Origin of the sequence: Microcoleus pseudofavosus SVA1_A4 (assembly GCF_036700565.1) — a bacterium.
Taxonomy (GTDB): Bacteria; Cyanobacteriota; Cyanobacteriia; order Cyanobacteriales; family Microcoleaceae; genus Microcoleus.
On sequence record NZ_JAUBPE010000012.1, the window covers coordinates 98,361 to 112,135 of the forward strand.

Below are 13,775 nucleotides of genomic sequence, written 5' to 3' on the forward strand. Positions count from 1 at the left end.
TTTTAAAGTTTGAGGTTAATTAAAGCCGTGAAGCGAAGCTATCTTCCCGCAGGGGTTCCCAAAGGATAGGGTAGGGAATCGCCCATCATGTGAAAATAGAAATCCAATCGCTTGAGAATCATTTCTGAAGAAATATGTGCTAAGTTACTCAAGCTAGTTTGAAGTGGCAGATATCGATAGCGAAACGAAGACAGTCTGGGGTCGGATTCTTGATATAAAATATCTTGAGCAAAGTTTCCCCACCTTTCCTCGATCATATCGATCGTCATACCAGCGTGACCCGACGGTAATAGCATATTGGAACCGTGAATGCCAATTGCCAACCGACTTTCTGAGTAAACCTGACACATTTCTCGCTCAGTTGTTTCATCAAACTTATCCACCCTAAAATCTTCAATCCACTCAGGAAAATTAGTGCTTCTCCCTAAACCTGCCACTGCAAATTTAGCTGAAGGAAGCAATTTTTTCATCTTTGCAAAAAACCTCCGCACGTTCCAATTTTGAACAGTTAAAGGAATTTGCAGCAGCTTGAGCTTTCTGCAAACTTGAAACAGCAATTTATTGCACCACAGACGATCTTCCCGCCAAACAAAAGTAATTTTATATTCTGATTTGTTAAAGTCATGTTTGGCAACTCCCGTAAATTTACTAATATCAAATCGACTGGGGTGAGAATAGGCTTCACTTACATAAACTTCATCAAAACGTTCTAACTGTTTGCTGACAAACTCGTCAAAACTTGGATAGTAACACTGACCATTTTTCAGTGATATAGGGACTGTCCAGACTTCGGCAACTCCTTCGGGAACCATCCACCTCATAAATTTTTGGACTATGACAATCAAACCCAAATCTGGGTGAGATTCTAAATGCCTCTGTGCGTTCAGCAACTTTAAAAGGCTGTGTCCGTAAAGATAATCAATGCAGTTTAATACGATTACCCGATCGTAAGATTTGAAAATTTCTTGAGAAATTTCTAGCTGTTCGGCTTGAGGATTTTGCAGAGAGTTGAGCAAAGGTTTTGCTAAAAATTCTTCGGCATATTTGTCATCACCAAAAGTTTTTCCTTGAGCTAAGTCAATGCTGTAAGCAGTTTTAGCAGCGTGGCCAATTCTCAACTCGTCAATGATTTCGCCGCCTGCGGGAGACTCAGACACAACACAGACGCGGGCACCTTGCCACAATACTTTGACAGGTTTGAGTATTTTGCCAGAATAGGGACAATTAGATCGATGTTGGAGCTTGGGTTTAATTTCAATCATTTGATCAATCCTATCAGCCTGGAAGCCGCCTTGTATAAATTTAGCGAATTTAGGATTAAATTACCAAAAGGTCTCAGTTCTTTAATCAAAAAATTGACTAAAATAATTACATATACATAAGTGATCAAAGTAGCCGTTGTTGCTCCAAAAGCTCCATATTTAGGAATCAGTAGAGAGTTCAACACTATATTAAAGATTGAGCCAATAACTGTCAAGTAAAGACCGTATCGCAGTTGACCTTCTAACGCAAAATAGGTATTTCTAGCTATACCGAAGTTACTGCCAAATTGAGCCCAGACGTAGATGGACAGCACCCTGGCTGAAGCTGCATATTGCTCGCCGTAAAGAGTCTGGACTATGAAAGGAGCAAGCAGAGAGATTGGCACGGCTACCCCCAGCCACAACAATAACATAGCATCCGAGTAAATCTGAAACTTGTTTAGGTATTCGGCATAATTTTTTTCTCTTAACTGTGCGAGTTTAGGAAAAATAGAAGAAGCGATAATCACCGGCAAGAAATCACATATTTCCGATAGTTTGACTGCAACTGCATAATATCCCAACTCAGTTTTATCTATAGAACCGAGCATAATCTGATCGATTTTGGAATAAATAAAAACTGCCAAGCTCGACATCACCAGCGGCCAACTTTCCTGAAGCAATTGTTTGCCTCGCTGCCAACTGACTCGCCACAGCTTGAAATCATTTCCCTTGCTTTGATAGACAATGGCGATCGCCACTGCCCCCAATGCAACCTCTCCCAACCTCAGCCAAGCAAAAGCAATCAGCGGTGCTTTGATTTGAATCAATCCGATTCTGAGTCCTGCAATCAGTAATGATACGCAATTCTTAGCAACAACCGTATACTTAGATTGAATTTGCGACTGAAACCAAAAATTTACTGTTTCAAAGGACTGAAAAATAGTTCCGGCGGCGATGATCCCCACCAGCCAACGAGTTAAACTGTCATTGGGATTTTGTATCGAAATCACTGTCACCGTTAGCAGTAAAGTGATGATTCCGCCTGCTAATTGTATAGCAAAAGCAGTCCCCAGAGTCTCTTCTTTGCAGTCAGGATTGCGAGCAACATCGCGCACTACCAGAGTACCCAATCCCATCGTTGCCACCGAGGCAAACAGGGAAACAAAGGCGATCGCGTAATTGAGCAAGCCAAATTGTGCCGGGCCCAGATATCGAGCTACCCACACTCCCACAAACAGACCCAGAGCCATCTGCAAAATTTGGTCTGTCAACAGCCAAGCCAGATTGCCGAGTACCTGGCGGAGGCCGGGACCGAGCTTTTGACTGACCGCATTTAGCTTATCTAACATCAGAAAGTTTTGAGTCCTTATCGAGAATCAGTATATTTGCTTAGGACAGGGAAATTAACCTCAAGCTAGGCTAAATAATATCATATATCATACTTCTATTCATTGGTAACTTTCTCAACTTAATCTGGATTTAATCTGGATGCAGATCGCGGAGGCAAATCCCGTCCGTAACTGCGGCGGTTGCTGGATGGAGATTTGCTACTATCGATACTGAGTCTAACTGTTATTAACGCGTAGGCAAGCCAAACATCCCCAATATCACTTAGAGAACCTTCAGTAAGGTTATTCAAAATAATAAACACTAAGAAAATAATCGGTATTCCCGATTCTGATAGCGGGCTGCGGCTCAGTTGCCGGACGGCCAAAATTAGATTAGTCAACAGAGAAACTAAGATTAGTATCAGTCCCGGATAACCGAAATAGAGCAATACTGCTATAGCGCCATTATGAGCAGTTTTTGGTTGAAATCCATTCGGAGTATATACAAAATAAGCTGGGGTTTGCGCGCCAATTAAATCTTGTTGAAAAAAACCATCAAATCCATAGCCAAACCAAGGACGCTGATTTGCCGCCGCGATTAATTGCGGCCAGAATTCCGTGCGCCCCGTCAAGGTCAAATCCTTTCCCAAACCCCCGACTACAATAGATTCTAAGTTGTCTATTATATAAACACTGCTAATGATCCCCAAGACCGTAAAACCGACAATAGAAGTAAAAGCCCATTGAAATTTTAACTTGCTCAGGAAACTCAAAGATGATACTACAACTATGAGCATCAAACTATTAACTAGAGAACCCCCAGAGCTAGTAGCCCTCACCAAATAAAATGAAAAGAACAGGAATAGTAGAGCTATCCAGCGTTCTTTCTGAGTTTTAGCACCTTGGGAATAGTGCAGATACCAAAGTGCTGTACTCACAACCATGATGCTGCCCAGAGAATTTTTATGACTGGTAATTCCTGCAAATTCCCGTCCCACATTCGGATGCCGCAAGAAACTAACTATACCGATCGAGGTATAGCCCCATCGCACCAAGCCTGATAGTTCGTTCCACTCATATCGCGCACCTACATAAAAACAAATAACAGTAAAACCTGTAAATGCTATCCCTGCTTTCAGCGTAATATCAGGAACTAGCGACCACAGTGTCGATGTTATTGGTAGCCAACAATAGAGCGAAAAACAAGGATTTCTCAGTAATAAAAATGACAATCTTTCTACCAAATCATTTTTGAAAAAACTAATAACTCTTCCGCACAAAACAAACATTATCCAGGGATAAAAGACGAAAGGAAGCTGACTTACACTACTGCCATCAGTGGCAGTAAGATTGATAAAATGCAGGTAATTAAAAGGAGGTATATTAACGTGAGGAGATATGAAGATGTACAAAACAGCAAACCATTTTTCAAAAGTTACACCTAATTTTTTTTTACTAGCAATTTGAAATATGAACAGAGTGAGAATCAATCCGCTAAAACCCAATATAATTAGCAACAAATTAGTGCTGAGAATTAGTTCTTTAATGAGTTTCGCCATAAATATATAGCCTCTATGAGAAAAATATCAATTTAGCAGCGGGCTAATTCCACCAAAATAACAATAAACCGAGGCAGTTGTCGCTCGTGAGCCTTCTATGTAAGCTGCTGCATATCTAAATTGTCTGTTGGTTGGGTAGGAGGAGAGGGGTTCGGGAATACCGAGGGTTTCTTTAATTCTGGCGAATACATAAGTGCCTGCATGGGAGGGGAAGAAAATTTGATGATTTTTTTTCCCTGTATCTGCGATCGACATGGCATTTCAATGGTAAGCGATTAAACTGGTGAATGATCCAAACCAATAAAATAGGTAGCCTGTGGTTAACGCTGATTTTCCCAAACGAATAACCGCGCCCGTCTTGAGTGTGACCTTGTGGACGATCGCGTGCGCGAGTATTTCCCTCGGGTTCCCGCTTTCTGCAACGGCGCAAGTGCGATTGCTGCCGGGCGCAGTTACAGCACCATCTGGGGGCGTTGGACGATCGCCCGAAAGCTACAAACTCGGCGGTGGCGATCGTATCCAAGTAGAAATACTCGAAGTACCCGAACTCACCCGCGGCTACGAAGTCCTCTCCGACGGTTCTGTCAACCTCCCCCTGATCGGCCTGGTCTCTATCCGCGGCCGCACCTTAGTAGAAGCAACCAATATCATCCGCAACGCCTACCGCCGCGTCCTCAAAGACCCCGTAGTCACAGTCAGCCTCGTCGCCGCCCGCCCCCTCAACGTCGGCGTCATCGGAGAAGTCACCAAACCCGGAAACTTCATCATCACCCTGACTCCCGGCCCTGGCGTCGCGCCCAGCGTGCAGTACCCCACCGTCACCCAAGCGATCAGACTCGCCGAAGGCGTTACTGGTGTCGCCGACATCCGCAACATCCGCGTCCGCCGTCCCCAACCCGACGGCCCCGACCAAGTGCTCACCGTCAACCTGTGGAGATTCTTGCAAGAAGGAGACATCTCTCAAGATATCATTTTGCAAGACAGAGACACAATTGTGATCCCCACCGTCACCAACTTCAACCAAGCAGAAGCCCGTCAATTTGCGATCGCCAACTTTTCGCCGCCGCCAGAAAAACCTCGATCGATCTCCATCGTCGGTCAAGTCACCCGCCCGGGGCCTTACGTGGTCATCGGCGGCAACACCACAAGCGACCTCAGTCGAGAAGGCTTTCCCACAGTCATCCGGGCCATTCAGCTAGCCGGGGGCATCACCTCGGATGCCGACATCCGGCAAATCCAAGTGCGCCGCGTCACCAGAAGAGGCGAACAAATTATCCCAGTCAACCTGTGGCGGTTCCTGGAGTCCGGCGATGGCGCCCAAGATACCATCCTCCAGGAGGGAGACACGATCGTCGTTCCCAAAGCCGCGATCGTCAACCCCGCAGAAGCTGGCGTGCTGGCTAACACTAACTTTGCTCCCGCCGGCATTAACGTTTTTGTAGTAGGAGAAGTCAGAACATCCCTCGATCCACTGAGGCTCCCAGCTAATGCCACACTGAATCAGGCTTTAATTTCCAGAGGATTTTTTGGCTACGAGAATACGAGAGCTAGAAGGAATAAAATTGAGCTAGTCCGCCTCAATAACGACGGTACAGCTACTAAACGGACGATCGAAGTCGATATAACTCAAGGCATTAACGAAGAAGTCAATCCTCAACTTCGCAACAACGACATGATTATCGTATCCCGCAGCGGTCTCGTCAACTTCATAGACCGAATGAACGCTGTAGTCGGACCTGTCGGGCCAGCTACCGGAGTGTTAAATTTTATAAACGTTCTCCGAGGTTTATTCAGGTAAGAACGCTGCTGGTGATGTGGATAATTCGTGGCAAAGGCTAGAATAAACTAAACAATAGAATTTCGAGCGTGGCGGCGCGGCAGCTTCAAAAATATCAACATCAAAAATATCAACATCAAAAATACCCAGGCTGAATATGGATAGCAGACAAGATTACCAACCCTTCACACCCAAATCTAATGGCAAACTGCCGGACTTCTCGGCTCAGAACTACAGAGATAAGTTCGTCGAGGAAACAGAAGAAGAAAAGCTAGACTTGTCCTGGCTGTTCGGGGTCCTGCGCCGCCGCATCCTGGTCATGGCAGCAGCCACCATTGCTTTGAGCGCCCTCGCGGGAACAGCGATCGTCGTTAATTCTAAAAAGATAACGGTCGAGTATGAAGGCTCCTTTTCCCTGTTAGTTGAACCAGCCACCGCTGAAGGTTTGCTATCCAAACAATTAGACAATACCGTCGCTGCCGACTTAGCAAAAATTAATATAGAAGGAATTAGCTTAGTAGACTACGAAACCCAAATTAGGATTTTGCGCAGTCCCAAAATGATGCAGCCAGTGCTTAAGGACTTGCGATCTTGGAATCCCACAATGACCTACACCGAACTGATGTCAAAACTGTCGATCAGCCGCATCAGCTACGGAAAAGATGGCAAACAGCAAGGCACCAAAATTTTAGAAGTTCGCTACAAAGATTCAGACCCCAATAAAATTTACGGCGTCTTGGATAAAGTTTCTAAAACTTATCTAGAGTACAGCCTGCAACAACGGCTGACGGGCATTAATCAAGGCATTAAATTTATAGACATGGAGATGCCCAAGCTCCGAGAAAGAGTCGAAGTCCTGCAACTACAAGTCCAAAGACTGCGGCAGCAAAGCAATTTGTTTGACCCCCAGCTAGAGGGAAAATCTCTGTCAGAACAGGTTCAAAGCATTCGGGGACAGCAAGTATCACTCCAAGTACAGTTAAGGGGGATGCGTACTCTCTACCAAAGCTATGAAAAATTAGTCAATGAAAATAACCCCGTTGGCGTGTTGATGACTCAAGGACAAGCTTACGCCGGACTCTTAGGTCAAATCCAGAAAATAGACTCAGACCTATCCCTAAAATTAGCTCAGTACAGAGATGACAGTTTGCCCGTTGTAGCACTGCGAAAAAGTCGGGAAGAACTGATTTTAACAGCCAGTCAACAAGCAAAAGAAGTGGTGATGGCAAATTTAAATAGCCAAATCCAAGAAGTTGAGTCGCGCGATCGCGAAATGACTGCATTGCAAAAGGAACTCAACCAAAAAATTAGAAATTTTTCAGTGACCACGCGACAATACGACAATTTAGTGAGGGAACAGCAAGTAGTTACTAAGAGCTTGTCGGACTTCTTGGCAAAACGAGAAGCCTTGCGGATAGATGCGGCTCAGCAGCAAATACCCTGGGTGCTGATCAATCCTCCAGAAATTCCGCTAGATAAATTCGGCAAGTACATAACAGCTACCGTCAAACAAACCAAAAAACAGTTAGCGCTGGCAGTAATTTTAAGCGGTCTGCTGGGCATAGCAATCGGCTTGCTTGTAGAGGTGCTAAACACTGTTTTCCACACTCCAGAAGCAGTGAGAATAGCCACAAGATTGCCGGTGATCGGGGTGATTCCGTTTAGCAAAAAAGTCAAGCGCCGACCGCCAGCCAGACCCAGGAAACTAACATCGGCTCGATCGTCCAAAGTGGAAGTTCTCGAACCGGGCGAAGCTCAACGTACTGCTCCAATGCTGGGGAAAAGTATTTTTAGCGACTTGGACTATCAATTTTTAGAAGCATTTCGATCGCTCTACACGAACATTCACTTGCTCAGCGCAGGTACGGCGATTCGATCGCTTTTAGTCGGCTCGGCAGTAGCCGGAGACGGCAAATCAACAGTAGCTTTGCACCTGGCCGCCACAGCAGCAGCAGTCGGACAGCGAGTATTGTTAGTAGATGCAGATTTGCGCTGCCCGCAACTGCACGCTAAGTTAGGACTGCCAAACGTCCGCGGCCTGGGTGATGCCATCTCCACAGACCTCAGCCTCAACGACGCGATTCAGCGAGCACCGAACCAAGACAATTTGTTCGTACTCACCGCCGGCCAAATTCCCCCCGATCCGATCAAGCTTCTTTCTTCCAAAAAAATGCAGTATCTGATGGAGCAATTTCAAGCATTTTTTGACTTAGTGATTTATGACACCCCGCCGCTAGCAGGCTTGGCAGACGCCCACTTGATCGCAGCTCACACAGACGCTACGATTATGGTCGTGCAAATTGCCAAAACAGACCGAGCGCAAGTTCGCAGAGTTTTAGAAGAATTAAAAATTTCTGGAGCTTCCGTCTTGGGAATCGTTGCTAACGGCTGCAACAACTCCGATCGCAGCTACCGGCAGCGCCCGGTAGGTTTAGAGACGCTCTACGACCAAAAAATATCTGCTTTAGGTACGAAAAATCCTAATTAGACATCATAATTAGACAAATTTTGATGCAGGCAGCGAGCGGCGCGCTGCCGCCCTCGACTGGAAACGCACAACGCAAGCTGCACTCTCATTTTTTGACAAAAGTACCATTTGAGAAAGAAAATGATAGACTAACGGACAGAGGCTCAATAGTCAACCGAAATTACGCGGATCTTTATTTATTTCGCGGTAATTCTTCAGAAAATGATTGGGAAATCAGCAAAAGTGGGTAAACTACATATAGCAGAGCGCAATCTCAATCAGGAAAAGACACCTTTGAAGGTGAACAATGTAAACGTTAATGTGAACGTTTCAACCCAGAAACTTGGTAGGGATTATTCTATGAGTACAGTTATGGTTGTTGATGATAGCGTCACTCTGCGGGAGATGATCGCCGACCTGCTCAAAGGTAGGGGACTCAACGTCACGGTAGCTAGTGATGGCGTAGAAGCTCTAGAGCAAATCAAGGCCAACCGCCCGGATTTAGTCGTTCTGGATATCGTGATGCCCCGGATGAACGGCTACGAAGTCTGTCGCAGGCTCAAAAGCGACCCCAAAACTCAGAATTTGCCGGTGGTAATGTGTTCGAGCAAAAGCGAAGAGTTCGATCGCTACTGGGGAATGAAACAAGGAGCCGACGCTTACATCGCTAAGCCATTTCACCCTCAAGAATTGGTCGGCACTATCAAGCAACTGCTGCGCGGTTGAGGTCGAGGAATAGGGACAGGAAAAAAATTGTCTTGAGTGCTTCTTATTTCTGCTCCCGCAGCCTCTCTAAACTACTCGATTGACAATAGTCCAAACATCCCCGTCCGATCGCACGTAGGGAACAGAAATACTCTTAAAACCAGTAATAAAAGGCTTGTAATAAACCTGCCAGTAGCTGGGGCTAATTTGGTCGGCAATGGCTTTAAGTTCCTTCACTTCGGCCGCCAATTCCCCAGCCAGTTCGTTAATCCGTTCCGCGTGTCCGCGAGCGAGAACTCTTCCTTCTTCAACTTGCTCCTCCATCGGACTGCTTCTTTGCAAGTTTACCGACTGCTGCTGTTTTTGATTCAGTTGAGCAGACAGAGCCGCGATCGCATCATCTATCCCCTTAACTTCTGCCGACACTTGTGCTGTTTCCCTCGCGTGACGGCGGTAAGCATCCGCGATCGCTTGGGGCGAATCGCTGACGGGGGCAGCAGCACCAATGCTAAGCTGCTGGCGTTCCCGGCGCAAGGCCTCAATCTCAGAGCAAATTGCCTCTATGTCTGTCTCAAGTTTGTCCACTTAATTACCGCGTGGTTTTGGGATATTTTAGCATATTAGCATAAACCAATCAGGTAATCGGCATTGAAATTGCCGATTTGGGGCGCTGTCGGAGCAACGCCCCAGCAGAAAATATTCAATTGTTTTAACAATACAAATTTTTATATTTTTGAGTAGAGCGATTCCTATAGATATCAAGTGCCGGTTAATCAGCATTATAGGTTTGTAGTGAGGACTAAAGTCCTCGGTTTTATGCGGACTTTAGTCCTCACTACAAACCAATTTTATTTTGGTTTTATGAGGACTAAAGTCCTCGGTTTTATATTGAGTTGTTTAAATTGTTAGCGCCGGCACGGCTCAAACTGACTATAGTCTCCACCAAGACATCGGGCAGCACAGGTTTAGCCAGATGCCGATCGAAACCCGCAGCAAAAACCCGATCGCGGTCTTCATCCCTAGCATAAGCCGTCAGGGCGATCGCCCAAAATTTCTTTCCCCTTTGGGCGTTCAAAGAGCGCAGCCTTCTCAGCAGCGAATAGCCGTCTTCCTCCGGCATTCCGATATCGCTGACCAAAACATCCGGCACAAACTCCGAAACCGCCTCAAACGCCTCAGCAGCACACGATGCAGCCTTGACAGCGGCCCCGGAATCTGCCAAGACAAACATCATAAACTCCCGCGAATCAACCTCGTCATCAACCACCAAAATTTTAACGCCCAGTAAATTACCACCGCCAGCTAAGTTCTGCGCTTCCTCAGAGGATCTCGAATTTATCTGCATCGAAGGGAGACGGAAAGTAAAAGTCGATCCCATATCCAATCCCGGACTGCTCGCCCAAACCGCGCCGCCGTGGAGTTCCACCAACTGCCGGACGATCGCCAGCCCCAGCCCCAAACCGCTATGATTGCGAGTAATCGTAGCATCCGCTTGCCGGAAAGACTCAAACACGTAAGGCAAAAAATTCGCAGCAATCCCAATTCCCGTGTCGGTAACAGCCAGCTCAACCTCCGCATCAAGTCGCTGCAAGCGGATTTCCACTCGCCCCCCGCGCGGCGTAAACTTAATCGCATTCGCGAGCAAATTCCAAATCACCTGCTGCAAGCGGCCGGGGTCTCCCGACACCAAAAATCTCGGATTTAACTGAGATTCACGAGCGCCTGAAACTTCCCCGGGCTGCCAAAATTCAGCAGTCTCCAAGCCCAAATCGACAATTGCCAACCGCAAATCGATCGACTTAGCATCGGCCGCCAACCCCACCGTATTCACCGCTCCTTCCACCATCGAAATCAAATTTACCGGACAAGGATTCAAAGTCAACTTGCCGCGAATAATTCTCGAAATATCTAGCAAATCCTCAATCAATTGAGTTTGCAATTTAGCATTGCGCTCGATGGTTTCCAAAGCCCGCCCAGTAACAGCCGGACTGAAACTGCGTTGCCGCAGCAATTGCGCCCAGCCTAAAATCGCGTTTAAAGGCGATCGCAGCTCGTGAGAAAGAGTTGCCAAAAACTCATCTTTCATCCGATTTGCCTGCTGAGATTCCTCGTAAAGCCGGGCATTTTCGATCGCCGCCGACACCGCCTGAGCCCACTGCATTAAAATACTTTGGTCATCTTCGGCGAACTCTCCCTCGTACTTGTCCGACAACTGAATCAATCCCAGATTTCTGCCGTCGGGAGCCGTCAGCGGTACCGCCAACCAGCCCCGCATCGGCGGGTGCTTGCCCGCAGCCTTGCCGAACCCCAGCCAGCCCGGGTGAGCCTCTAACTCGCTTTGAGTCATCCGCATCGCCCGTTGCTGCTGGTAAACTTCCCGGTAAATGCCCGTACCGTCTGGCTCTTGGCAGTAATCTTGCCACTGGGCGTATTTTTCTGACAGGGAAAACTTGCTAATTCCCGCATCCCAGTTGGCGGCAGGGCTGAGGTTGACGGCTACCTGGTGGACTTCTAGAATTTGGCGGGCGCTATCTGCCGCTAACTGAAGTATTTCTGCCACCGACAGCGTGGAGTTGATTGCAACTGACGCGGAGGTTAACTGTTGCAGGCTGCGCAAATACGACCGCTCGCGCGCCACGGCGCGCGAGCGGTCGTATTCTAACTGTTTGCGAGCCGTAATGTCGATCGCCACGCCGAACAGCCGAACAGGTTTGCCGGATGCGTCAAAAACCACCCGTCCTTTGTCGTGAAGCCAAATCACCGAACCGTCGGGGCGCACGTGGCGGTGTTCCGAGTCGTAAACTCCCGCGCCGCTGAGTGCTGCCTCCACATCTGCCAAAAAGCTTTCGCGATCGTCTGGATGCACCGCATTCTTTTTTTGCTCAAAAGTACCGACGGTGCTGTCTGGACCAAAACCAATGTGTGTTTCGGCATTGGACGAGCGGCGGACTTCCCCGGATGCCAGCTCCCAGGTAAAAGCCACCGTGTTAGCTGCTTCTAAGGCAAAGCGCAAGTTTTCCTCGCTTTCTTGCACCCTCGCTTCCGATAATTTGCGATCGGTAATATCCCAAACCACGCCGATCGACCGCACCGATTTACCCGTATCATCATAAAAAAACTGGCCCCTACCCGCGATCCAGTGCAGGCTGCCGTCGGGCCAAATAACTCTAAATTCGTGGTGGTATTCTATTTTGTTTTCTAAAGCAAAGGCAACAGCCCGGGCGATCGAGTCCAAGTCATCCGGGTGAACGCAGGCACAAAACGCCGCGTAAGTTCCCGCAAAACTGCCTTTTGCCAACCCGAATAACAGTTCGTGTCCCTCCGACCAAACCACCTCGCCAGTTAATAGATTCCAATCCCAAATTCCCATTTTCGAGGCTTCGAGCGCCCCCCTCAGTCTTTCCTCCGAAATTGCCAACTGCGCCGATGTTTTCGCATAGTTCTCGCGCAACTGCTGTTTTTTCCAGCTTTCGCCCACGGCCAGAGCCAGTCGCTTGAAGTGCCGCCCTTTGAATACGCAATCGCTCAAACCCGCTTTCATCGCTTCGACTGCGACTTGTTCGCTGCCGCTGTCAGTACACATAATTACCGGACAATTCGGGTAGCGGCTTTGAATTTGTTTGAGAATAGTTAATCCGTCGCTCCAGCGCACTTGGCAGTCGGTAATTACCAGGTCAAAACCCCCGGCTGCCAGGATTTGTTCGAGAGTTTGGGCATCAATAGCCGACTTGATTTCTACATCGGGAAAAGTTTTCCTCAATTCTCGATCGATCGTCAGGCGATCGTTCGGGTTGTCGTCGATTAATAGAATTGACAGCATGGGGTTTTTACTTTTTGTATGGGCGAAAACATTCTTAAATCAAAGAATATGTTATTGAGCAATCCAATAATTTCAATATTTAGTGGGCTGGTTAATTAGACTTGCATATATGTTGATTGTATTTGCTTATACGTGATTATATCTCGCAGCTTCCAGTCTCCTCAACAAGCCTTTTAGGGGCCGGCCCCCAAGCAAATTAATTAAGTTGTTGTATAACAGGTTATAAAACCTGCTCTGGTGAGAACCGTGCAATATCTGAGTTAAACTTCACTATACTACTTCTTTGTTCTCATTTCTACTGTGAGGAAGCGAGTCGATCGATACTTTAAGCTAGATCGCAGTATTACTGTTATAAATCCTCGAACCTCTTCCCTGGAAACTCATCCGTTCAATCCGTTAAATCCCGTACATTGCCCGTTGCCGGACTTCCGTTAAATCCGTTAAATACGCTACGCAATCGGTTGCCGAACTTCCCTCTTCAAGACTCGCAACTGCGTAATTTTACCCAGAATCGGGTACCGGTTCCCAGAGTCGATTCCAGCCCGATCGCGCCGCCATCCGATCGACTCCTTGGCGAGCGCCAGCCCAATGCCCGTCCCTGGATACACTTCTTGACCGTGCAGGCGATCGAACAATCCAAAAATCGGCGTTGCTGAATCAAGGTATGAATACTCCCGGAACGGGAACATCCTGAAATTTTAGGTAATAGACCTCTTGCGAAAGTGCGATCGTTCTAGGTAAAATAAAAGAAAAAATTAGCTTAATAATCAATAGTTCGGACAGTTTTTAAGCAGCCAGAGTACCATAAGACAAGACTGAAGGAAGGTTAGGGTGATTTAAAATCAAATCCGGGTCTAAATCTAACTTATCAATAA

General features: G+C 47.1%; 10 protein-coding genes. 3 read left to right on the forward strand and 7 right to left on the reverse strand.

The features are described from left to right. Positions 1 to 38: 38 nt before the first annotated feature. The 4 genes from QUA02_RS07870 to QUA02_RS07885 form a co-directional block, all read right to left on the reverse strand. A complete protein-coding gene (locus QUA02_RS07870) occupies positions 39 to 1,262 on the reverse strand; it encodes a hypothetical protein (RefSeq protein WP_333026512.1) in 1,224 nt (407 codons plus the stop codon). After that, positions 1,259 to 2,593, reverse strand: a complete 1,335-nt coding sequence (locus tag QUA02_RS07875) for a flippase (RefSeq protein WP_333026514.1) — start codon at positions 2,591 to 2,593, stop codon at positions 1,259 to 1,261. The genes QUA02_RS07870 and QUA02_RS07875 overlap by 4 nt, the downstream gene beginning before the upstream one ends. Positions 2,594 to 2,712: 119 nt before the next feature. Next, the gene (locus tag QUA02_RS07880; protein WP_333026515.1) at positions 2,713 to 4,131 is read right to left on the reverse strand and encodes an O-antigen ligase family protein; all 1,419 of its coding nucleotides are present in this window, start codon (positions 4,129 to 4,131) and stop codon (positions 2,713 to 2,715) included. Positions 4,132 to 4,158: 27 nt separating this feature from the next. After that, positions 4,159 to 4,386 (reverse strand): hypothetical protein, encoded by a 228-nt coding sequence (locus QUA02_RS07885; protein WP_333026517.1) that lies wholly within the window; start codon positions 4,384 to 4,386, stop codon positions 4,159 to 4,161. A gap of 61 nt (positions 4,387 to 4,447) precedes the next feature. On the opposite strand from QUA02_RS07885, the gene QUA02_RS07890 reads away from it, so the two are divergent. The 3 genes from QUA02_RS07890 (at position 4,448) to QUA02_RS07900 (ending at position 9,101) form a co-directional block, all read left to right on the forward strand. Next, positions 4,448 to 5,929: a polysaccharide biosynthesis/export family protein gene (locus tag QUA02_RS07890; RefSeq protein ID WP_333026518.1), complete on the forward strand. Its 1,482-nt coding sequence runs from the start codon at positions 4,448 to 4,450 to the stop codon at positions 5,927 to 5,929. Between the two features lie 136 nt (positions 5,930 to 6,065). Then, the gene (locus tag QUA02_RS07895) at positions 6,066 to 8,396 is read left to right on the forward strand and encodes a GumC family protein (RefSeq protein ID WP_333026520.1); all 2,331 of its coding nucleotides are present in this window, start codon (positions 6,066 to 6,068) and stop codon (positions 8,394 to 8,396) included. Between the two features lie 339 nt (positions 8,397 to 8,735). Continuing rightward, complete coding sequence (locus tag QUA02_RS07900; protein ID WP_039886668.1) at positions 8,736 to 9,101, forward strand: response regulator transcription factor; 366 nt, start codon at positions 8,736 to 8,738, stop codon at positions 9,099 to 9,101. Between the two features lie 66 nt (positions 9,102 to 9,167). Here QUA02_RS07900 and QUA02_RS07905 read toward each other — a convergent pair whose 3' ends face one another. The 3 genes from QUA02_RS07905 to QUA02_RS07915 all read right to left on the reverse strand — a co-directional run bounded on the left by QUA02_RS07905 (position 9,168) and on the right by QUA02_RS07915 (position 13,589). Then, entirely contained in the window at positions 9,168 to 9,665 is a 498-nt protein-coding gene (locus QUA02_RS07905) for a hypothetical protein (RefSeq protein ID WP_333026522.1), read from the reverse strand. 298 nt (positions 9,666 to 9,963) lie between these two features. Continuing rightward, positions 9,964 to 12,900 carry a PAS domain-containing protein gene (locus QUA02_RS07910; protein ID WP_333026523.1) on the reverse strand — a complete coding sequence of 979 codons (2,937 nt, stop codon included), beginning with the start codon at positions 12,898 to 12,900 and terminating at the stop codon, positions 9,964 to 9,966. A gap of 449 nt (positions 12,901 to 13,349) precedes the next feature. Beyond that, complete coding sequence (locus QUA02_RS07915; protein ID WP_333026524.1) at positions 13,350 to 13,589, reverse strand: hypothetical protein; 240 nt, start codon at positions 13,587 to 13,589, stop codon at positions 13,350 to 13,352. Positions 13,590 to 13,775 lie beyond the last annotated feature (186 nt).